This is a genomic window from Rhodopseudomonas palustris BisB18 (assembly GCF_000013745.1).
Taxonomy (GTDB): Bacteria; Pseudomonadota; Alphaproteobacteria; order Rhizobiales; family Xanthobacteraceae; genus Rhodopseudomonas_A; species Rhodopseudomonas_A palustris_F.
In genome coordinates this window covers 522181-542702 of sequence record NC_007925.1, presented here as the reverse complement: position 1 = coordinate 542702, position 20522 = coordinate 522181, and the positions used below count along the sequence as shown (strand labels likewise).

20 protein-coding genes are annotated in these 20522 nt (G+C 66.2%); 9 read left to right on the top strand and 11 right to left on the bottom strand.

The annotated features are described in order from the left end of the window. Positions 1–13 precede the first annotated feature (13 nt). On the bottom strand, positions 14–1738 hold the full coding sequence (locus RPC_RS02540; protein ID WP_011470985.1) for a putative bifunctional diguanylate cyclase/phosphodiesterase: 1725 nt from the start codon (positions 1736–1738) through the stop codon (positions 14–16). A 212-nt stretch (positions 1739–1950) separates the two neighbouring features. On the opposite strand from RPC_RS02540, the gene RPC_RS02535 reads away from it, so the two are divergent. After that, on the top strand, positions 1951–2250 hold the full coding sequence (locus tag RPC_RS02535) for a hypothetical protein (protein ID WP_011470984.1): 300 nt from the start codon (positions 1951–1953) through the stop codon (positions 2248–2250). Positions 2251–2315: 65 nt separating this feature from the next. On the opposite strand, the gene RPC_RS02530 is transcribed toward RPC_RS02535, so the two are convergent. The 3 genes from RPC_RS02530 to mtgA form a co-directional block, all read right to left on the bottom strand. Continuing rightward, on the bottom strand, positions 2316–3029 hold the full coding sequence (locus tag RPC_RS02530) for a hypothetical protein (RefSeq protein WP_011470983.1): 714 nt from the start codon (positions 3027–3029) through the stop codon (positions 2316–2318). Between the two features lie 195 nt (positions 3030–3224). After that, positions 3225–3407, bottom strand: a complete 183-nt coding sequence (gene rpmF, locus RPC_RS02525) for a 50S ribosomal protein L32 (protein ID WP_011470982.1) — start codon at positions 3405–3407, stop codon at positions 3225–3227. Between the two features lie 146 nt (positions 3408–3553). Then, a complete protein-coding gene (gene mtgA, locus RPC_RS02520; RefSeq protein ID WP_011470981.1) occupies positions 3554–4231 on the bottom strand; it encodes a monofunctional biosynthetic peptidoglycan transglycosylase in 678 nt (225 codons plus the stop codon). Positions 4232–4426: 195 nt separating this feature from the next. Here mtgA and RPC_RS02515 point away from each other — a divergent pair, with 195 nt between their 5' ends. From RPC_RS02515 to RPC_RS02505, 3 genes are all read left to right on the top strand, one after another. Beyond that, complete coding sequence (locus RPC_RS02515; RefSeq protein WP_011470980.1) at positions 4427–5353, top strand: polyprenyl synthetase family protein; 927 nt, start codon at positions 4427–4429, stop codon at positions 5351–5353. Positions 5354–5359: 6 nt separating this feature from the next. Next, positions 5360–6046, top strand: a complete 687-nt coding sequence (locus RPC_RS02510; RefSeq protein WP_011470979.1) for a DUF1345 domain-containing protein — start codon at positions 5360–5362, stop codon at positions 6044–6046. Positions 6047–6147: 101 nt separating this feature from the next. Then, positions 6148–6429: a hypothetical protein gene (locus RPC_RS02505; protein WP_011470978.1), complete on the top strand. Its 282-nt coding sequence runs from the start codon at positions 6148–6150 to the stop codon at positions 6427–6429. A 21-nt stretch (positions 6430–6450) separates the two neighbouring features. Here RPC_RS02505 and RPC_RS02500 read toward each other — a convergent pair whose 3' ends face one another. Continuing rightward, positions 6451–6894, bottom strand: coding sequence for a BLUF domain-containing protein (locus RPC_RS02500; RefSeq protein ID WP_011470977.1), 444 nt, complete (start codon positions 6892–6894; stop codon positions 6451–6453). Between the two features lie 28 nt (positions 6895–6922). Further along, entirely contained in the window at positions 6923–8620 is a 1698-nt protein-coding gene (locus RPC_RS02495) for a putative bifunctional diguanylate cyclase/phosphodiesterase (RefSeq protein ID WP_415914788.1), read from the bottom strand. Between the two features lie 175 nt (positions 8621–8795). Between RPC_RS02495 and RPC_RS02490 the strand changes: the two genes are divergently transcribed. Both RPC_RS02490 and RPC_RS02485 read left to right on the top strand, forming a co-directional pair. Beyond that, entirely contained in the window at positions 8796–10397 is a 1602-nt protein-coding gene (locus RPC_RS02490; RefSeq protein ID WP_011470975.1) for a Na+/H+ antiporter, read from the top strand. 36 nt (positions 10398–10433) lie between these two features. Beyond that, complete coding sequence (locus RPC_RS02485) at positions 10434–10697, top strand: hypothetical protein (RefSeq protein WP_041801312.1); 264 nt, start codon at positions 10434–10436, stop codon at positions 10695–10697. A 135-nt stretch (positions 10698–10832) separates the two neighbouring features. On the opposite strand, the gene ispG is transcribed toward RPC_RS02485, so the two are convergent. The 3 genes from ispG to RPC_RS02470 form a co-directional block, all read right to left on the bottom strand. Beyond that, positions 10833–12122, bottom strand: a complete 1290-nt coding sequence (gene ispG, locus RPC_RS02480) for a flavodoxin-dependent (E)-4-hydroxy-3-methylbut-2-enyl-diphosphate synthase (RefSeq protein WP_011470974.1) — start codon at positions 12120–12122, stop codon at positions 10833–10835. Positions 12123–12290: 168 nt separating this feature from the next. Further along, positions 12291–13238, bottom strand: a complete 948-nt coding sequence (locus RPC_RS02475; RefSeq protein ID WP_011470973.1) for a DMT family transporter — start codon at positions 13236–13238, stop codon at positions 12291–12293. Between the two features lie 33 nt (positions 13239–13271). Continuing rightward, a complete protein-coding gene (locus RPC_RS02470; RefSeq protein ID WP_011470972.1) occupies positions 13272–13775 on the bottom strand; it encodes a Fur family transcriptional regulator in 504 nt (167 codons plus the stop codon). A 182-nt stretch (positions 13776–13957) separates the two neighbouring features. On the opposite strand from RPC_RS02470, the gene RPC_RS02465 reads away from it, so the two are divergent. The 3 genes from RPC_RS02465 to RPC_RS02455 are packed head-to-tail and all read left to right on the top strand — an operon-like array spanning position 13958 to position 17163. Beyond that, complete coding sequence (locus RPC_RS02465) at positions 13958–14440, top strand: MarR family winged helix-turn-helix transcriptional regulator (protein WP_011470971.1); 483 nt, start codon at positions 13958–13960, stop codon at positions 14438–14440. Next, on the top strand, positions 14433–15596 hold the full coding sequence (locus RPC_RS02460; RefSeq protein WP_011470970.1) for an efflux RND transporter periplasmic adaptor subunit: 1164 nt from the start codon (positions 14433–14435) through the stop codon (positions 15594–15596). Before RPC_RS02465 ends, RPC_RS02460 begins: the two co-directional genes overlap by 8 nt. A 4-nt stretch (positions 15597–15600) precedes the next feature. Further along, positions 15601–17163 (top strand): MDR family MFS transporter, encoded by a 1563-nt coding sequence (locus RPC_RS02455; protein WP_011470969.1) that lies wholly within the window; start codon positions 15601–15603, stop codon positions 17161–17163. Between the two features lie 78 nt (positions 17164–17241). Here RPC_RS02455 and RPC_RS02450 read toward each other — a convergent pair whose 3' ends face one another. Together RPC_RS02450 and pnp are read right to left on the bottom strand one after the other, a co-directional pair. Then, positions 17242–17976: a superoxide dismutase gene (locus RPC_RS02450; RefSeq protein WP_011470968.1), complete on the bottom strand. Its 735-nt coding sequence runs from the start codon at positions 17974–17976 to the stop codon at positions 17242–17244. Between the two features lie 250 nt (positions 17977–18226). Further along, entirely contained in the window at positions 18227–20374 is a 2148-nt protein-coding gene (pnp, locus tag RPC_RS02445; RefSeq protein WP_011470967.1) for a polyribonucleotide nucleotidyltransferase, read from the bottom strand. Positions 20375–20522 lie beyond the last annotated feature (148 nt).

The following is a 20522-nucleotide window of genomic DNA, read 5'->3' as shown; positions in this document are numbered from 1 at the left end:
CTGACGCGGTCGATCAGCTCGCCGCGGTGACTCCGGTTGCACGAACCGCCCACGGCCGCTCCGCGGAGGCCAGCCCGATCAGCCGGCCCTGGATGTAGTCGCAGCCCCAATCGCGCAGCATGATCGCCGACGCTTCGTCCTGCACCCATTCGGCGACGGTCTTGATCTCGAGCCGACGCGCCAGGTCGATCAGCGTCTGCACGAAAGCGCGATCGTCGGCCGAGCGCGCGATGTTCTGCACGAAGGCGCCGTCGATCTTCACGATATCGACGCCGAGATTGCGCAGGTTGCGGAACGAGGTGTAGCCGGCGCCGAAATCGTCGATCGCGATCCTGGCGCCGAAATTCTTCAGCCGGTTGACGAAGCCGCGGACGTCGTCGAGGTCCTGGATCGCCACCGTCTCGGTGATCTCGACGATCAGCCGCTCGGCGACGCCGGGATTGGCGCCGAGCAGCGATTCGATGCTGGCCCACCAGTCGGCGTCCATCGTGGTATCGGGCGAGATGTTGAGGCTGAGCTCGACGCCGGGCGCGGCGGCGAGTTCCGCCACCACCAGTTCGAGCACGCGATGGTCGACCAGCCGGATCAGCCCGAGTTTCTCCGCGACCGGCACGATGTCGGGCGCCAGCAGCAATTCGCCGTCGTCCTGTTTCATCCGCACCAGGCATTCGTGGAACGCCGGGGCGCGGGACACCGCCTGCACCACCGGCTCGAACGCCATCACGATGCGGCGCTCGTTCAGCGCGGTGACGATCTCGTCGGTGACCCGGATGTTGACCCGGCGCTGGGCGTCGCGCTCGACGTTCGGCCGCCACAATGAAAACGAGCCGCGGCGCCGGCTCTTGGCGGCGTCGAGCGATTCATGGGCGCGGTTCAGCGCCTCGTCGGCGCCGCGCGCATAACGCGGGGCGCTGACGCCGCCGATCGACGCCGTCACCGCGACCGGGCCGGATTTGGTTGGCACCACTTCGTCGCGAATCCCGGCGAGAAACCGCTCGGCTGCGACGGTCATGTCGTCGATGGTGCAGTTCTTCAAGATCAGGCCGAATTTGTTGCCGGAAAATCGCCCAAGCAGATCGCCGGCGCGCAATCGCGCGCGGATCCTCTTGGCGACCTCGCCGATCACCTGGTCGGCGACGTCGAAGCCGAAGGCGTCGTTGACCCGCGCCAGATGGTCGATGCCGATCAGCATGAAAGCGAAGTTGGAGCGAAACTGCGACGCCTCGTCGACCGCTTCGGCGAGCGAGGCCATCAGATGGCTGCGGTTGAGTTCGCCGGTCAACGGATCGTGCTGCGCCAGCTTGACCAATTGCTGCTCGCGGGCGTGCCGTTCGTTGTTGACCCGCACGATGCCTTCGACCCGCGCCGGCTTGCCGTCCGGCGCGGCGAACCAACAGCCGGTTTCCTCGATCCAGCACACCGGGGCCGCGGTCGAGGCACGCACGCCGTATTCGATCCGATAGGCAACGCCGTGGCTCCCCCCTGGCGAACCGAGCAGCGCCTCGGAACGCACCGCACGCACCGGCTCGATCAGGTTGGCAAAGCTGGCGCCGCTGGCCAGCGCCTCGGCCGGGAGGTCGCGGAAGATCGCGGCGGCGGCCGGGCTCCAGGCCATGGCATCGCTGGCGATGTCCCAGACGAAGGCCGCATGGCCGAGCGCGGCCAGGATGTCGGCCTCGTCGGGGCGGCCGGGCGATGCCGCGGAGGAGCCGGCGGTCGACGGGTCGGCAGATGTCACGGTCGCCTCGTTTCGGGACACGTCGGGTGATTCTTCTGTGCAGAATAGGGCGCTCGGCGGCTCCGAGGCTAGGCTAAGTTCCTAAACAATTCAGAAACCATGTCATGTGCAGGGGCGGAACGAAGCCGCGGCCTCCGGCATGGGGTTTGCGAGGATTACATTGCCAGGGACCTTTGCGTCCCGAAACGAGACAATGGATCGGGAGCCTGAGTATGCGTGCCGAGAGCGAGTTGAGCGTTCCGGAAATCGCGGCGGCCACATACACCTCGACCACCGAGGTGATGCCCCCGCCCCGCACTGCCCAGGCCGACGACGAGGTGGTGCAGCTGCGCATCCTGCCGCGCGCCGACGCCAGTTTCGTGACCCATCTGATCGCGATCCAGCAGCAATCGCCGCAAACCCGCACGTTGCGCCGGGCCACCTCCGAGGATGCGCTGGCGGCCTACCGCTCCACCGCGCATCGCAGCGATCGCCCGGCTGAGGTTGCGAGCGTCACCCGCCGCAGCGTCTGACCCGCCGTTCGGCATAATTTCGGCATAATGCAGAAAAGCGGATCCCGGTTTTCCGAAACCGCGGCTCAGCGCGCCGGCGGCGTCGCCTGCCGGGTCGGCTGGTCGGGCTGCAGATCCGGCGACTTCACCTGCGGCGACGCGCCGGCGGGCGCGCCATCGCCGTGCGCAGCCTCGGACGCCGCCGGCTCGGCATGAGACGCCGCGGCGACTGGCGCCGGCTGCGGCAACTCGGAATCGGGAGCCGCGGGATGCGGCGTCGGCAGCGCGGGTCCGGCGGCAGTGGGGGGCACGGCGGGCTCCGGCGCGGTCGCGGCCTCGGGCTCGGGCTCGGCGGCGACCTCGGGCTCGGCAGCGAGTTCCTTGGCGGCGGCTTTGCCGGGCTTCGCGGCTCTCGCCGCGGCGGCCGGCCGCCGGCGGTTGCGCAAGGCGACGCCGGAGAGGAAATCCACCAGCGCCAACAGCGCCAGCAGCAGCACCGTGGAATCGCCGAATGGCGGCAGCAGCAGGAATTCGGCGATCGCGCCGGCGAACACCAGCAGCGACAACAGATGATCGGTGACGTATTTGGCCCCGGGCCGCGCGCCCTTGATGACTTCGAGCAGCAACAGCAGCACGCCGAGCGCCAGCAGCAGCTCGCCGATGCTCGGCGCAAAGCTTGCGCCCGACGGCAGCGTCAGTCTGGCGAGCGGCGCGTCGAAGCCGACGCCCGGCATCAGAAAGACGAGGATGTTGCAGATGGCCAGCGGAATCAGTAGCAGCGGAAAACCGATAATCGACATCGGCGAAGCCTTCCTTCCAAGCAGGACGCCGGAGTCTGGACGGGCGACACGATTCTCCGCAAGTCCGCCTCTGTCGCAACAGCTACAGCGCGTTCAGGCCTCCCGCTGGACAGCCTGAGGCTCGCTGTGCGCCCGCTTGATCCGCGTATCACGCAAAATGGCGGGAGCCGCGCCGGGCTCCCGCGCCTTGCGCGATTAGGATTCCTTCTTCTTCAGAACCTGGCGACCCTTGTACATGCCGGTCTTCAGGTCGAGGTGATGCGGGCGACGCAGTTCGCCGGAATCCTTGTCTTCCGCATAGGTCGGGGTCTTCAGCGCGTCCGCGGAACGACGCATGCCACGCCGCGAGGGCGAAGTTTTTCTTCTCGGAACGGCCATATCGGGGTCCTTGCAGGGTGTTGAGACGTCCACAGCAGCGGACGGCCCGGCGCCGTGGCGCGGGCAAAAGTCGGATAAGGCCGCGCTTATAACGGAAGCCCGGCGGCAAAGCTAGGCCGCAGGCCGAGCAAAATTGCCGCAAAGACTCACGAATCGCCGCCGTCGCCCCAGCAACGCGGCAATTCGGCGGATTGCCCGCGGGCGACATAGGTCGAGGCCAGCCGTCGCACCCCGGGCTTCGGGTTGCGGGCGCTACGCGTGTGCGGATTGGGCAGGATCGCCGCCAGCAAGCCCGCTTCGCGCCCTGACAGCTCCGTGACCGGGCGGCCGAAGGCATATTGCGCAGCCGCCTCGCCGCCGAACTGGCCGGCCGGCCCCCATTCGGCGATGTTGAGATAGATCTCCAGGATCCGCCGCTTCGACAGCACCAGGTCGATCCACATCGCCAGCGGAAATTCCAGCGCCTTACGCACCACGCTGCGGCCGGGCCACAGAAACAGGTTCTTCGCCACCTGCTGGGTGATGGTGGAGCCGCCGCGCGCCACCTCGCCGTCCTGGGCGTCGTCGATCACGTCGCGCAGCGAATCCCAGTCGATGCCGTGGTGCACGCAGAACTTGGCGTCTTCGGCGCCGACCACGCTGCGCGGCAGCGCCGGCGACATCTGCGCCAGATCGACCCATTGCCGCGCCACCGGCGCGCCGGTCAGCCAGCGCCACGCCATCAGCGTCGACACCGGATGGCCGCCGCCATACAGCGGCGTCAGCAGATACGGCAACGCCAGCACCACCAGCACGGCAAGAAGGATATTGCGAGCGACACGCAAGGCGGGGCCACCGGTTTGGGACAAGCCGCGCAGACCGAGCTTCGAAGCGGACCGCGGCGACCGATTTCGCCGCGAGCTTAAGGCTTTTTGCTGCGGTAGGAAATCGCGCCGCCGTTAACGCTGGATCGTTGGCGGAATTGACGAACAAGGTCGCATGACCGATTGTCGCGCCACCTTGATCCGGAGCTATTCTTAATGTCGACCCTCACGCTTTCCGCCGATTTCGTGCAACGGCTGGACCAGACCGCCGACGATACCGAGGCGCTGCTCGCCCGGCTGTTGTCCGATCAATTGCTGCCGGACGAGATCGCCCGCCCGCGACGGCTGATGGAAGCGATCCGCTATTCCAGCCTCGCCGGCGGCAAGCGGCTGCGGCCGTTCCTGGTGGTGGAGAGTGCCGCGGTGTTCGGCGTGCCGCGCGGCGCGGCGCTATTGGCCGGCGCCGCGTTGGAATGCATTCATTGCTACTCGCTGATCCACGACGATCTGCCGGCGATGGACAACAGCGAACTGCGCCGCGGCCGGCCGACGCTGCACCGCGCCTATGACGACGCCACCGCGATTCTCGCCGGCGACGCGCTGTTGACGCTGGCGTTCGACATCATCACCCGCGACGAGATTCACAGCGACGCCGGCGTCCGGCTGGCGCTGACCAGGGCGCTGGCGCGGGCGTCTGGGATCGGCGGCATGGTCGGCGGCCAGATGCTCGACCTCGCCGGCGAAGGCCGCTTCGGCGACCGCGAGCCGGTCGACGTCGCGCGGCTGCAGCAGATGAAGACCGGCGCCTTGCTGCGGTTCGGCTGCATCGCCGGCGCCATCCTCGGCCAGGCCACCAAGGAGCAAACCAAGGCGCTCGACGATTACGGCCGCGCGCTCGGCGAAGCGTTCCAGATCGCCGACGATCTGCTCGACGTCGAGGGCGACGCCGCGGCGCTGGGCAAGCCCGCCGGCGCCGACGCCGCGCTCAACAAGACCACCTTCGTCACGCAACTCGGCATCGACGGCGCCAAGAAGCGGGTCCGCGACCTGTTGGCGCGCGCCGACAAGGCGTTGTTGATCTTCGGCGAGAAAGGCGACGTGTTGCGCGCCGCCGCGCGGTTCGTCGCCGAACGCAAGAACTAGCCGGCAATGGCCGCGGATGCGCTCGACGATCCGCATCTCGCGCGCTTCCGCAAACTGCCGCGACCGGTCCGCGTGGTCTATGCGCGGCCGCGCACCTTCGTGGCGATCGCGGCCGGCGCCGCGGCGTACTTCGTGCTGCCGGATCAGCTGCGGCTGGTGACCCGGCTGCTGCTGAGCTGGGACATCTTCATCGGTCTGTATCTGGCGCTGGTGCTCGGCATGGTGCTGCGCAGCGGCATCGCCCATATCCGCCGCAACGCCATCCTGCAGGACGACGGCCGCTTCCTGATCCTGCTGGTGACCGCGCTCGGCGCCTTCGCCAGCATGGCGGCGATCGTCTCCGAACTCGGCGCCTCACATCGCGGATCGGCGGAACTGGTGCTGGCAACGCTGACCATCGCGCTGTCGTGGTCGATGGTGCACACTACTTTCGCGCTGCACTACGCGCATGATTACTATCGCGGCGCCAAGCCCGGCGGACTGCAGTTTCCCAGCGGCGACAGCCATGAGGACGTCGACTACTGGGACTTCGTGTACTTCTCTTTCGTGATCGGGATGACCGCGCAGGTCTCCGACGTCGGCATCACCGACAAGACCATCCGCCGCACCGCCACCGCGCACGGCGTGGTGTCGTTCGTGTTCAACACCGCGTTGGTCGCCCTGATGGTCAACATCGCCGCCAGCGCGATCTGAGCAAGCCCCGCGACGCCCTGGCTCCAGCGGGAAAAATCCCCGGTTCCCGGAACGCTTGCGGACCACTTCGGTTGAAGCCACTCACTCAATCGGAGACCACGATGAAGATCAAACTGATTGCAACGGCGACGGCGCTGGCGCTGTTCACCACGCTGGCCGCGGCGCAGCCGAGCCAGCCGCAGGGCGGCGCCAACACCGGGCCGACCAGCAATTCGGCCAATAGCCGCGGCCAGGACATGAACCAGGGCACCGTCGGCACCAGCCCCGCCACCCCCGGCACCGGCAATTCGCTCAGCCCGGGATCCGGCCTGACCGGCTCGCCGCATCCGTCGGCGCAAAGCAATGTCGGCGGCAATGCCGGCACCGGCAACAGCCCGCGCTGAGCTTGGCCCGAAGCTGTCGCGTCAAGCGACGCGGGATTCTTCCTCGAAGGCGAGATCGCGGACGATCTGGAACAGCCGCGCGCCTTCGATCCGCGCCGTGGTGAAGCCGGTGGCGACGGCGATATGACCGAACAGGTCATGGCCCTCGCGAGAACGCCCGAAGAATCCCATCGACCATTGCGCGAAGGTGCGCTCCTTGGTGATGTCGAAGGCGAGCACCTGGACGTCGCCATGGCGGGTGTCTTGCTGGATTTTTTCGAAGATGGCTTCGACGCCGTCGCGCGGCCCTTCCAACACCTGGGCGAAAATGCCGGTGTTGAAAATCAGCGCGCCGGTGATGTCGAGCCGCGCATTGTTGCGCTGCGCGGCGTGCAGGATCGACTCGACCTCGATGGCGATGCTGCTCGGGCCGCCCAAGATCCGGTTCTTGCTGAAATAGACCAGACGATAAAGCTTCGGATCCATGGTCCCTCGCGGCGCGCAGCGCCGAACGTCACATCAGATTCTCGCCTTGGTTTCTGGTCGAGAGAAACCCCTCGATGCGCTCTGGAGCGATCGGACGGCTGAAGAAATAACCCTGCACCTCGGTGCAGCCGTCGGCGGCGACGCGGGCCAGTTGCTCGGCGGTTTCGACCCCTTCGGCGACGGTGGCCATGCCGAGGCTGTGGCCGAGTGCGGCGACCGCCCGGACGATCGCCTGGCCGGCCGGATCGTTCGACGTGCCGCGGACGAAGCTCTGATCGATCTTGATCTTGTCGAACGGGAAGCTACGCAGATAGCCGAGCGACGAGTAGCCGGTGCCGAAATCGTCGAGCGCGACCCGCACTCCCATGGTGCGTAGCGTCTGCAGCACCGCAAGCGCCGTGCCGCGGGCGTCCAGCATCACGCTCTCGGTGATTTCGAGTTCGAGGCGGCGCGGATCCAGCCTGCTGTCGGCCAGCGCCGAGATGATGGTCGACACCAGATTGGGATCGGCGAACTGCACCGCCGAGACATTGACCGCAACGCTGAGTTCGGGCGGCCATTTCGCGGCCTCGCAGCACGCGGTGCGCAGGACCCATTCGCCGATCGGCGTGATCACCCCGGTCTCTTCGGCGAGCGGAATGAAATCCAGCGGCGACACCGCGCCGCGCTTCGGGCATTGCCAGCGCAGCAGCGCTTCGAAGCCGGTGACGGTGTTCGACTTCAGATTGACCTGAGGCTGATACACCAGCGCGAATTCGCGCAGCGCCAGCGCCCGGCGAAGATCGATCTCGAGTTTGCGGCGGGCCTGCATCCGCTCGTCCATCGCCGACTCGAAGAAGTGGTAGGAGCCGTGACCGTCCTTTTTGGCGCGATGGAGCGCAAGATCGGCGTTCTTCATGACGTTGTCGGCGTCGTCGACGCCGTCCGACAGCAGCACGACGCCGATGCTGGCGGCGACATTGATCAATTGACCGTCGAGCAGATAGGAACGGCCGATCAGATCGACCAGCCGGATCGCCAGCGCGTCGGCGGATTGCGCCTGCGGCCGCCCGGTCTGGATGATTCCGAACTTGTCGGCTTCCAGCCTTGCCACGACGTCGCCGGCTCCGACCGCGGAGCGAATCCGCTTGGCGACCAAGCCGAGCAGCGCGTCGCCGATCTTGTGGCCGAGCGATTCGTTGAGCGCCTTGAAGCGACCGAGATCGACCACCAGCATCGCGGCGCCGCCGGCCAGATCGGCTTCGCCCAGGATCTTGCTCAACCGTTCGCGGAACATCAGCCGGTTGCCGAGACCGGTCAGCCGATCGGTGCGCGCGGCTTCGGCCTCGCGGGCCCGCTCGGCCAGATGATCGGTGATATCGCCGGCGGTGATCAGCCGCCCCTCCTGCACCGGCAAGATCTCGATTCCGAAGGTGCGGCCGTCCGGAAAGCTGACTTGGCGATCGATCTTGCTGCCCTTGCGGGTGGCTTCGCTGGAGAATGGATCGAGAATCCCCGCGGCCCCCTCGGCGCCGAACAGATCATCGAACACCGAATTGCTCAGCAACAACCGGCCGTCGTCGCCAATCAGGGCTGCGGCCTGGCCCATTTGCATGAAGACGCTGAGGGCGAGGGTTGCGGCCTGCTCCGGCCCGCCATCGAGAGGCGCCGAACCGCTGCGCGAATTCGACTGTTGGGCAAGCGCGTGGGACTGGGATGTAGCGCGGATCGGCATAATACCCAGCAAACACGGCGATCCTTGCAAAAGCATGAATTTACCGTGCGCAATACAGCTGAAGGTAAATTAGCAGTTAGGGCGAATTGATTGCAAGTTGCAACACCGCGGGCGGTATCGCTTGACCTGGTACCGCTCCCGGGCGATTGCAGATTTCAGAGCACCTCAGAGATCGCCAAGGCCTGCCGTGGAAGCCAAATTCGAGATCTTCTTGACCCTGCTTGCGGTGCTGGCCGGCACCGCCTGGCTGGCGCGACGGATCGACGTCGCGCCGGCGATCCTGTTGCTGTTGGCGGGCATCGTGCTGGCCCTGGTCCCGGGGATGCCGGCGATCGCCCTGCCGCCGGAGCTGGTGCTGCTGGTGGTGCTGCCGCCGCTGATCTATTCGGCCAGCGTCGCGATGAGCTGGCGCGAGTTCAAATTCAACCTGGAGCCGATCGCGCTGTTGGCGATCGGCTGCGTGATCTTCACCGCCTGCGCGGTGGCGACGGCGACGCATTTTCTGATCGGGCTGCCGTGGAGCGTCGGCTTTCTGCTCGGCGCCATCGTGGCGCCGCCGGATGTGGTGGCGCCCTTGGCGATCGCCCGCAAGCTCGGGCTGCCGCGCCGCATCCTGGTGGTGCTGGAAGGCGAGGGCCTCGCCAACGACGCCACCGCGCTGATCCTGTACCGCTTTGCGGTGGTGGCGATCACCACCGGCGCGTTCTCGCTGCCGGTGGCATCGGGCACTTTCGCGGCGATCCTGGGCTGCGAGATCGCGTTCGGCATCGCGATCGGCTGGCTCAGCCTGCGGCTGCGCCACCATGCCCGCGATCCGCAGATCGAGATGACGCTGTCGTTGATCACGCCCTACGCCGCCTATTGGATTCCCGAGCATCTCGGCGGCTCCGGGGTGATCGCCACGGTGACCTGCGGGCTCTACATCAGCTGGAACGGGCCGCTGCTGATCTCTTCGGCGACGCGGCTGCAGGGCATCTTCTTCTGGGATTTGGTGATCTACCTGATCGAGGGGCTGTTGTTTCTGCTCACCGGCTTCCAGATGCGGGTGCTGTTGGAAAAGTCGAAGGAATTTCCGCTCGCCGACATCCTGGTCGCCACCGGCTTGGTCGCACTGATCGTGATCGTGGCGCGGTTCGCCTGGGTGTTTCCCGGCACCTATCTGCAACGGCTGTGGCGCCCGCGGCTGCGCGCCGAGCCGCTACCGAACTGGCGCGCGATGTTCGTGGTGGCGTTCACCGGGGTGCGCGGCGCGGTGTCGCTGGCCGCGGCGCTGGCGCTGCCGTTGACGCTGCCGTCCGGCGTCGACTTTCCGTATCGCGACCTGATCCAGCTGGTGTCGTTCGGCGTCATCCTGATCACGCTGGTCGGGCTCGGTCTCAGCCTGCCGATGGTGGTGCGGCTGCTCGGGATCACCCAGGACGGCCACGCCGAACACCGCCGCGAACGCGAGGCGGAGATCGCCGCAAGGCGCGAGGCGCTGGACGCGGCGCTGAGCTCGCTCGACGCCATCACCGACGACCGCGAACTCTCCGACGAGGTGGTGAAGCTGCTGCGCGCCCGCCACCAGACCCGCGCCAATCAGTTGCCGCAGCCGCCGGACGCCGACGGCAACGATGTCACCGCCACCGGCGCCGCATTGGTGCGCGAACTGATCACGGAGGAACGCAAGTTCATCCACGCGCAGCTACGCGATGGCAACATCACCGACGAAAGCCGCCGCCGCATCGAGCGCGATCTCGATCTGGAAGAGGCGAGCCTGGCGAACCGGGAATACAAGAAGGCGTTGTGAGGGGCGGGTTGGACGCCGCTCAGATCAGTAGCCCGGATGAGCGTAGCGATATCCGGGGCCACGGGCCTGAGTGCAAATCCCGGATGTCGCTGCGCTCATCCGGGCTACGCGTGTGATGCTGAAGAGGCCCAGCACGAATTGCTGCAATCGGTTGATGATATCGAGTCCCGGCACGACCTTGTCTACAGATTGAGCGACGAAGAGCGCGAAGCCGTCGAGCGTGGACTGGCTGACATGCGGGCCGGCCGATTTGCGAGCGACGAGGCGGTGACCGCTCTGTTCAAACGTTATCTTGCATGAAGCCCTGAGGGCGAAAGTCCCGCACGCGGTGCAGACAGTAGCCCGGATGAGCGAAGCGATATCCGGGGTACGCCAATCAGTTCGTGAAACCCGGATGTCGCTGCGCTCATCCGGGCTACGGTGCTACGTTGCGCCTTACTCCGCCGCGGTCACCGTCACCGGCGCCGCGACACCAGCGCCGTAGCGCTGCTCAATGTAGTCGATCACCAGCGCCTTGAACTCGCCGGAGATGTTGGCGCCGCGCAGGGTGCGGAATTTCTGGCCGTCGACGAACACCGGCGCCGCCGGGGTCTCGCCGGTGCCGGGCAGCGAGATGCCGATATTGGCGTGCTTGCTCTCGCCGGGGCCGTTGACGATGCAGCCCATCACCGCGACGTTGAGATTTTCCACGCCGGGATAGCGGGTCTTCCAGGCCGGCATTTCGACCCGGATGAAGTCCTGGATCGAGCGCGCCAGTTCCTGGAACGTGGTCGAGGTGGTGCGGCCGCAGCCCGGGCAGGCCGCCACCAGCGGCACGAAGGTGCGGAAGCCCATGGTCTGCAGCAGCTCCTGCGCGACCTGGACTTCCAGCGAACGATCGCCACCGGGCTCCGGCGTCAGCGAAATCCGGATGGTGTCGCCGATGCCCTGCTGCAGCAGGATGCCGAGCGCCGCCGAGGAGGCGACGATGCCCTTGGAGCCCATGCCGGCCTCGGTGAGGCCGAGATGGATGGCGTAATCCGAGCGCGAGGCCAGATCCTGATACACCGCGATCAGGTCCTGCACCGCCGAGACCTTGGCGGACAGCACCATCTTGTTCTTCGCAAGGCCAATCTCCTCGGCCCGCGCGGCCGACAGCAGCGCCGACTGCACCATCGCCTCGCGGGTCACCGCGCGGACGTCGCGCGGCTTGGCCGAGACGGCGTTTTCGTCCATCAGCTTGGTCAACAATTCCTGATCGAGCGAGCCCCAATTGGCGCCGATCCGCACCGCCTTGTTGTTCTTGATCGCGATCTCAACGATGTCGGCGAACTGGCTGTCGCGCTTGTTCTTGAAGCCGACATTGCCCGGATTGATGCGGTACTTGTCGAGCGCCTCGGCGCAGGCCGGGTAGTCGGCGAGCAGCTTGTGGCCGATGTAATGGAAGTCGCCGATCAACGGCGTGGTGATGCCGCGCTTGCGCAGCGCGTCGCGGATATGCGGCACCGCGGCCGCGGCTTCCTCGCGATCCACCGTGATCCGCACCAGTTCGGAGCCGGCGCGGGTCAATGCAGCGACCTGCTCCACCGTGCCCGCCACATCAGCGGTGTCGGTATTGGTCATCGATTGCACGACGATCGGCGCGCCGCCGCCGACGGCGACGTCGCCGACCATGACCTGGGTGGTTTTGTGCCGCGGCGCAGGGCCGGCGACATCGTGCGAAAGCGGGTTTTCGAGCTTGTTCATGGGGCCCCAAATATCAGATTTTCATGACAGTCAGCAATCGATCAATGGATGCAGGAACCCGGATCAGAGGTGGCATGCACCCCTCAGATGGCCCGCGGACGGGGGAAACCAAGGGCTGGCGCCGGGGCGAGCGGGCGTTCGGCGCGGAACATCCGGTTCCAGGCCGCCTCAGGCCGTTCGGTCGGGCCGAGCCGCCGGCTCGGCCCGCGGTGCCGGCCGATTGACCAGATAGAGCCCGGCGGTCACCAAGAGCGCGGCGACGCCGAAGGTCGGCGTCAAGGGATCGTCCATGATCAGATAACCCGCGGCGACGCCGAACAGCGGGGTGATGAAGGTGAAGGACGACAATTTGCTGGCCGAATAGGTCTTCACCAGGCCGAACCACAACAGGAAGGTCAGCCCGACCACCCAGACCGCCTGATAGGCCATCAGCGCCAGCGACAGCGGCGTGGGCCATTGCGGCACGGTTTCGCCGGACAGCCAGGCCGCCAGCGCCAGGATCGGGATCGACACCGCGACCTGATAGCCGAGGCCCTTTTCCGCCGGCACCCGGCCGAGCCGCGTCGTCTTGACGATCAGCGTGGTGGCGGCCCACAGCGCGCCGCCGCCGATCATCATCAGATCGCCGAGCAGCACGCCGGCATCGACATTGGGCTGCGGCACCCCGATCGCCAGCGCCACGCCGACGAAGCTCAGCGCCAGCCCGCCCCATTGCAGCCGGTTCAGCCGCTCATGCAGCAGCTGGTAGGCGCCGAACGCCACGAAGAACGGCGCGGTGTAGAGAAACACCACGGCGCGCGACGCCGTGGTCAGCATCAGGCCGCGATAGATCAGCACGAATTCGATGCCGAACAGCACGCCGGCGAACAGCCCGGCGCGCCAGGCGCCGTCGCGCTGCCACAGCTTCACGCCGCGGGCTTGCGCGATCAGCCCGATCACCAGCAGCGCGCCGAGCGAGCGGATCGTCGCCTGCAGGAACGGCGGAACCTCCGGTAGCACCAGCTTGATCGCGATCTGGTTGAAGCCCCAGGACAGGCAGCACAACATAACTAGCGCGATCGCGCCGACGCTGAGCGGGCGCGCGGCTTGACCCGCGCTCGGTTGCTGTGACGGCATCGGGCCTCCGGCGTGTCGCCGCGCTGTGGTCGATCAGGGGCCCGGCGGTTCGGCGGACAGGCAATGTGCGCAGGTGCCGGCGATCTCCACCACCGCGAGTTTCGGCGCAAAGCCGGTGGCGCGCGCCGCCTCATTGAGCCCGTTGGCGAGCGGGCCCGCGGGAATTTCGCCGACCGAGCCGCAGCGGTCGCAGATCAGGAACGCCACCGTCGCGGCGTGGTCGTGGTCATGCGCGCAGGCCAGAAACGCGTTGCGGCTCTCGATGCGGTGCACCAGGCCGTTCTGCATCAGGAAATCCAGCGCGCGATACACCGTGATCGGCGCCGGGCGCGCAGAGTCGCGGGCCAGTTCGTCGATCACCTCATAGGCGCCGAGCGGCCGGTGGCTGGTCAACAGCGCCTGCAGCACGCGGCGGCGGATCGGCGTGAAGTTCTGGCCGCGGCGCTGGCAGATGCGTTCGGCATGGTCGATCGCGTCCGTGGCGCAACGAACGTGATCGTGATCGGGCGGCGGGAAGGTCGGCTTGGCGTCGGTCATGGGCCTTATGTAGCGCGGCGTGGGCGTTTCGCCCACCGTTTCGTCACGATCGATCCGCGGCATGATCGCAAGTTCCGCAGCGTGGAACGCATGCGCGCCGGACATCGATACCATACCGAAATGCCGCTCGCAGAGAAGATGAGCTTGCTTATCTTATACAACGATAGGGAGTTGGAACGACCATGCCGCGCGGTTCCGTGGATCTAAATTTTCTGTTTACGCTCGCCGAGGTGCAGCGCCTGGTGCGCTGCTATGCCGACAAGGCGGCGTCGCGCTACGGCATCACCCGCGCGCAATGGGCGGTGCTCGCCAAGGTCGAGCGCTGCGAAGGCCTCAAGCAATCCGAGCTCGCCGAAATGCTGGAGATGCAGCCGATCACGCTGACGCGATTGATCGACCGGCTGTGCGAGCACGGCTGGATCGAGCGGCGCAGCGACGACACCGACCGCCGCGCCAAACGTCTCTATCTGCGCAAGGCCGCGCGCCCCTTGCTCGGCAAATTGACCGGGTTGCGCTCTGAACTCACCGCCACCGCGCTGGCGGGAATTAGCCCCGTCGACGTCCACCGGCTCGTCGGCCATCTCGAAACCATCAGGGAAAACGTCCGCACCGCGATCCACGACGCGCATGCGGCGCCTCAACGAAAGATCCAGCGGCATGGCTGATCCGGTTCTCAAACTCGCGCCCGAGCAGAAGGGCAATCCGCCGGAGCCCACCACGCAGCGCGCGGCAGCGCCGCGGCGCAGCCTGTTCGGCGCGCTGAAGGCCTATCGCCGGCCGCTGTTGCTGATCGTGCTGCCGCTGCTGGTGCTGATCGCCGGCATCGCCTTCTATCTGGAGGGCGGCCGCTACGTCACCACCGACGACGCCTATGTGGGCGCGCAAAAGGTGCTGATCACGCCGGACGTCGCCGGCAAGATCATCGACGTCGCGGTGAAGGAAGGTCAATTGGTCAACACCGGCGACGTGCTGTTCCAGATCGACCCGGTGCCGTTCCAGCTCGCCGTGCAGCAGGCCAAGGCCAAGCTCGACGACGCCAAGACCAGCCACGACAATCTGGTCGCCAATGTGAAGCTCTATGGCCAGACCGTCGAACTGGTCAACGCCGGCATCGCCATCAAGCAGCGCGACGTCGAGCGCAAGGGCTCGCTGGTGAAGAGCTCGGCCGGCTCGCAGCTCGACCTCGACAATTCGAATTCGGCGCTGGTCTCCGCGCAGGCGCAGCTGCAGCTGGTCAAGCAGCAGCTCTCCACCGCGCTCAATCAGCTGCTCGGCAATCCCGAGCTGCCGCTCGAACAATTCCCCGCCTACATGCAGGCCAAGGCGGCGCTCGACGACGCGCAGCGCAACCTCGATCTGTCGACGGTGCGCGCGCCGATGAACGGCACCGCCACCCAGGTGGACAACATCCAGCTCGGCCGCTTCGTCGCCGCCGGCAATCCGGTGTTCAGCGTGATCGACACCACCGCGCCGTGGGTCGACGCCAATCCGAAGGAAAGCGATTTCACCTACGTCACCGTCGGGCAGAAGGTGACGATCGACATCGACGCCTTCCCCGACCACGCCTTCATCGGCACGGTGGGCTCGCTGTCGCCCGGCACCGGCGCGCAATTCGCCATCCTGCCGGCGCAGAACGCCACCGGCAACTTCGTCAAGGTGGTGCAGCGGGTGCCGGTGCGGATCTATTTCGACACCAACGACAGAGCGGTGCGCAAGCTGAAGGCCGGGATGAGTTCCTACGTCTCGATCGACACCAAGCACACCCGCTCGCTGGCCGGACTGATCGGGCTGTCGTCGGCCAAAGCGCAGCCGCAGGATTGATCGCATGACCACCGCAGGCGCAGCCCCGGTTGCAGTTCCAGGTCTGCGCCGCAACATGGTGACGATCTGCGCCATGACCGCGACCATCATGCAGGCGCTCGACACCACGATCGCCAACGTCGCGCTGCCCTATATGCAGGGCTCGCTGTCGGCGTCGCAGGATCAGATCAACTGGGTGCTGACCTCCTACATCGTCGCCGCCGCGATCATGACCGCGCCGGTCGGCTGGGTCGCCAATCGCTTCGGCAGGAAGCGCATCTTCATCATCTGCTCGGCCGGCTTCACCATCGCCTCGGTGATGTGCGGGCTCGCGCAAGATATCACCCAGATGGTGGCGTTCCGGCTGCTGCAGGGCGTGTTCGGCGCAGCATTGGTGCCGCTGTCGCAATCGGTGATGCTCGACATCTACGCGCTGCACGAGCGCGCCAAGGCGATGTCGATCTGGGGCATGGGGGTGATGCTGGGGCCGATCATGGGGCCGTCGCTCGGCGCCTGGCTGACCGAGACCTATTCCTGGCACTGGGTGTTCTTCGTCAACCTGCCGTTCGGCATCGTCACGGTGGCGGGACTGTTAGTCTTCATGGACGAAACCAAACTGAACCACGCGCTGCGGTTCGACTGGTTCGGCTTCGCAGCCCTTGCAATCGGCATCGGCGCGATGCAGCTCGCGCTCGACCGCGGCGAGCAGCTCGGCTGGCTGGAATCCGGCGAGATCATCGCCGAATGTATCGTCTCGGTGATCGGCTTCTATTACTTCTTCGCGCATTCCTTCACCACGCCGAAGCCGTTCATCCAGTTCGCGATCTTCACGGACAAGAATTTCATCGGCGGCTGCGTGTTCATGGCGGTGATGGGCTTGGTGCTGTTCTCCACCATGGCGCTGTCGTCGCCGTTCATGCAGAACGTGATCGGCTTTCCGATCCTCACCGCCGGGCTACTGCTGGCCACCCGCGGCACCGGCACCTTCGTGGCGATGATGATGGTGGGGCGGATCATGCGCCATATCGAGGCGCGCACGCTGATCGCCGGCGGGCTGACGCTGACCTGCGCCACCTTGTACTTCATGACGCAGTGGACCGACCAGACCAGCGTTTACAGCATCATCGTGGTCAGCATCGCGCAGGGCTTCGGCTTCGGGCTGGTGTTCGTGCCGCTGTCGACGGTGGCGTTCCTGACGCTGCCCGGCCATCTGCGCACCGACGGCACCGCGATGCTGACGCTGGTGCGTAACGTCGCCTCCTCGATCGGCATCTCGGTGGTGATCGCCGAACTGACCTCGGGGACGCGACGGGCGCATGCGGTGCTGACCGAATACGTCACCCCGTTCAACCACGCGATGCAGATGCCGGACGTCCGCGGCACCATCGACATGGCGACCGACACCGGGCGGGCGATGATGGACGGCATCGTCACCATGCAGGCGCAGATCATCGCGTTCTCGCAGGACTACGCGCTGGTGATGTTCCTCACCGCGGCGGCGATCCCGGCGGCGATCATCATCGGCTCCACCAAGGCGACGCTGCGCCAGCAGTCCAAGGGACCCGACCACGCCGCGGTGATCGATTAGCGCGAGCGGCACGGATGAGCAGAAGGGCGGCCTCGCGGCCGCCCTTCTGTTATTTGCGGCAGCTCGCCTGCGCGATGGTCAAATGCCGAGCTGACCGGCCTTGGCGGCGGCGTAGCGTTCGCTGACTTTGTTCCAGTTCACCGTATTCCACCAGGCCTTGAGATAATCGGCGCGGCGGTTCTGGTAACTGAGATAGTAAGCGTGTTCCCAGACGTCGTTGCCGAGCAGGGCGCGCTTGCCGTCCATCATTGGATTGTCCTGGTTCGGCCGGGTCTCGATCGCCAGCTTGCCGTCCTTGCTGACGGTGACGAACACCCAGCCCGAACCGAACTGCCGGCCGCCGGCAGCGTTGAAATCGGCCTGGAATTTCTCCATGCCGCCAAGGTCGCGGTCGATCGCGGCCAACACGTCGCCGGCCGGCTTGCCGCCGTTCGGGCCCATGATCTGCCAGAACATGGTGTGATTGGCGTGGCCGCCGAGGTTGTTGCGCACGCCGGTGCGGATCGCCTCCGGCACGTCGCCGAGATTGCCCAGCACCTCGGGCACCGGCATCGACGCCAGCTTCGGGTTGTCCTTGGCGAAATTGTTGAGATTGCTGACATAGGCCTGGTGGTGCTTGCCATGGTGGATTTCCATGGTCTTGGCGTCGATATGCGGCTCCAGCGCCGCGACCGGATAGGGCAGCGGCGGCAGCGTGAACGGGCCTGTCGGCGCCGCCGTCGTGGCCTGCGCGAACGCCAGGCGCGGCGCGGCCGCGGCAGCGACGATGCCGGTAGCGGCCATCATCAGATGGCGTCGGGACAGTAATGACATGGGTTCCTCCATTGCGGCGTTGGTGCTGGCCATCGATGACTCGCCGGAACCGATGCGGTTCCGGCCACACCCATCGCCGCACTGCGACGGAGTACCGCAGCGCCGATCAAATGCACCCGAGCGAGCGCGGCACCTCGTGCGAGACGGGGTGCGACGCTCCAGCCAAAAGAAAGGGCGGCCTCGCGGCCGCCCTTTGGTCTATTTGCTGATCGCATTTCACGCCCGGCTCGCGCCGATCGCGACGAAGCGCTTACTCCGCGGCGGTGGCGCCCTCGGCGGCCTTCTGCTTGGCCTCGAGGTCTTCGCCGGTTTCCTGATCGACCACCTTCATCGACAACCGGGTCTTGCCGCGGTCGTCGAAGCCCAACAGCTTGACCTTGACCTTGTCGCCTTCCTTGACGACGTCGGAGGTCTTCTGCACCCGGCCGGCAGCGAGCTGGCTGATATGGACGAGGCCGTCCTTGGCGCCGAAGAAGTTCACGAAGGCGCCGAACTCCATGACCTTGACGACGGTGCCATCATAGATCGCGTTGAGTTCCGGATCCGACGCGATCGACTTGATCCACTTGATCGCGGCCTTGATCGATTCGCCGTCGCTGGAGGCGACCTTGACGGTGCCGTCGTCGTCGATGTTGACCTTGGCGCCGGTCTTTTCGACGATCTCGCGGATCACCTTGCCGCCGGTGCCGATCACTTCACGGATCTTGTCGGTGGCGATCTTGAAGGTCTCGATGCGCGGCGCGTATTCGCCGAGTTCGGCGCGGGCGTTGGTCAGAGCCTTCGACATCTCACCTAGAATGTGGATGCGTCCGTCCTTGGCCTGGCCGAGCGCGACCTTCATGATCTCCTCGGTGATGCCGGCGATCTTGATGTCCATCTGCAGCGAGGTGATGCCCTGCTCGGTGCCGGCCACCTTGAAGTCCATGTCGCCGAGATGATCCTCGTCGCCGAGGATGTCGGAGAGCACCGCGAAGCGCTCGCCTTCCAGGATCAGACCCATCGCGATGCCCGCGGTCGGCCGCTTCAACGGCACGCCGGCGTCCATCAGCGCGAGAGAGGCGCCGCACACCGAGGCCATCGAGGACGAGCCGTTCGACTCGGTGATCTCGGAGACCACGCGCAGCGTGTAGGGGAACTCGTGATGCGGCGGCAGCACCGGATGGATCGCGCGCCAGGCGAGCTTGCCGTGGCCGATTTCGCGACGCTTGGTGCCGCCCATGCGGCCGGTCTCGCCGACCGAGTAGGGAGGAAAGTTGTAGTGCAGCAGGAAGGTCTCTTTGTAGGTGCCGGACAGCGAGTCGATGTACTGCTCGTCCTCGCCGGTGCCGAGCGTGGTGACCACCAGCGCCTGGGTTTCGCCGCGGGTGAACAGCGCCGAACCATGGGCGCGCGGCAGCACGCCGACCTGGGCGACGATGTTGCGCACGGTCTTGCTATCACGGCCGTCGATGCGCTTGCCGGTGTCGAGGATGTTCCAGCGAACGATCTTGGCTTCCAATTCCTTGAACACGCCGGCGATCCGCAGCTTGTCGTATTGCGGCTCCTGGCCTTCCGGGAAGTAGTGCGCCATCACCTTTTCCTTGGCCTTGCCGACCGCGGCGTAGCGATCCTGCTTGACCGGAATGGCGTAGGCGGCGCGCAGCTCGGGCTCGATCAGGCCGAGAATTTCCTTCTCAAGAACGCTCTCGTCGACCACCGCGACTTCGCGCGGCTCCTTGGCGGCCTTCTCGGCGAGCTCGATGATCGCCTGCACCACCGGCTGGAAGTGCCGGTGACCGAACATCACCGCGCCGAGCATGATGTCTTCGTTGAGTTCCTTGGCTTCGGATTCCACCATCAAGACGGCGTCGGCGGTGCCGGCGACGACCAGGTCGAGCTGAGTGTCGACCATTTCATCGAGCGTCGGGTTGAGCACGTATTCGTCGTTGATGAAGCCGACGCGGGCGGCGCCGATCGGGCCCTTGAACGGCGCGCCGGACAGGGTCAGCGCGGCCGAGGAGGCGACCAGCGCGAGAATGTCCGGATCGTTCTCCATGTCGTGGGACAGCACGGTGACGATCACCTGGGTCTCGTTGCGCCAGCCGTCGACGAACAGCGGACGGATCGGGCGGTCGATCAGGCGGGAGACCAGCGTCTCCTTTTCGGTCGGACGGCCTTCGCGCTTGAAGTAACCGCCGGGAATGCGGCCGGCGGCGTAGGTCTTTTCGATGTAGTCGACGGTCAGCGGCAGGAAGTCGACGCCTTCCTTGGCGGACTTGGCGGCCACCACGGTGGCGAGCACAACGGTCTCGCCGTAAGTGGCGACGACGGCGCCGTCAGCCTGACGGGCGATCTTGCCGGTCTCAAGCTTGAGCGGACGCCCACCCCAATCGATTTCGACTGAATGAATATTGAACATGGCGTGTTTCTTTCATGAGTTCACGAAAGGCACGAACGCCCAAACCCCGAAAACCATGCGCAAGATTGCGAGACGCTGACCGCGCCGCGATTGCGGCGTCAGCGTCCGGCGATCCTGCCATGGTTTTCGAGCCCTGGATGGCGTCCAT

Excerpts from the sequence above, each read along its gene's own strand:
- RPC_RS02485 (WP_041801312.1), top strand. The coding sequence starts at position 10,434 with ATGAGCGTAGCGATATCCGGGGCCACGGGCCTGAGTGCAAATCCCGGA.
- pnp (WP_011470967.1), bottom strand. The coding sequence starts at position 20,374 with ATGTTCAATATTCATTCAGTCGAAATCGATTGGGGTGGGCGTCCGCTC.
- RPC_RS02450 (WP_011470968.1), bottom strand. The coding sequence starts at position 17,976 with ATGTCATTACTGTCCCGACGCCATCTGATGATGGCCGCTACCGGCATC.
- RPC_RS02535 (WP_011470984.1), top strand. The coding sequence starts at position 1,951 with ATGCGTGCCGAGAGCGAGTTGAGCGTTCCGGAAATCGCGGCGGCCACA.
- ispG (WP_011470974.1), bottom strand. The coding sequence starts at position 12,122 with ATGAACAAGCTCGAAAACCCGCTTTCGCACGATGTCGCCGGCCCTGCG.
- RPC_RS02505 (WP_011470978.1), top strand. The coding sequence starts at position 6,148 with ATGAAGATCAAACTGATTGCAACGGCGACGGCGCTGGCGCTGTTCACC.
- RPC_RS02470 (WP_011470972.1), bottom strand. The coding sequence starts at position 13,775 with ATGACCGACGCCAAGCCGACCTTCCCGCCGCCCGATCACGATCACGTT.
- rpmF (WP_011470982.1), bottom strand. The coding sequence starts at position 3,407 with ATGGCCGTTCCGAGAAGAAAAACTTCGCCCTCGCGGCGTGGCATGCGT.
- RPC_RS02460 (WP_011470970.1), top strand. The coding sequence starts at position 14,433 with ATGGCTGATCCGGTTCTCAAACTCGCGCCCGAGCAGAAGGGCAATCCG.
- RPC_RS02465 (WP_011470971.1), top strand. The coding sequence starts at position 13,958 with ATGCCGCGCGGTTCCGTGGATCTAAATTTTCTGTTTACGCTCGCCGAG.
- RPC_RS02515 (WP_011470980.1), top strand. The coding sequence starts at position 4,427 with ATGTCGACCCTCACGCTTTCCGCCGATTTCGTGCAACGGCTGGACCAG.
- RPC_RS02455 (WP_011470969.1), top strand. The coding sequence starts at position 15,601 with ATGACCACCGCAGGCGCAGCCCCGGTTGCAGTTCCAGGTCTGCGCCGC.
- RPC_RS02530 (WP_011470983.1), bottom strand. The coding sequence starts at position 3,029 with ATGTCGATTATCGGTTTTCCGCTGCTACTGATTCCGCTGGCCATCTGC.
- RPC_RS02475 (WP_011470973.1), bottom strand. The coding sequence starts at position 13,238 with ATGCCGTCACAGCAACCGAGCGCGGGTCAAGCCGCGCGCCCGCTCAGC.
- RPC_RS02500 (WP_011470977.1), bottom strand. The coding sequence starts at position 6,894 with ATGGATCCGAAGCTTTATCGTCTGGTCTATTTCAGCAAGAACCGGATC.
- RPC_RS02510 (WP_011470979.1), top strand. The coding sequence starts at position 5,360 with ATGGCCGCGGATGCGCTCGACGATCCGCATCTCGCGCGCTTCCGCAAA.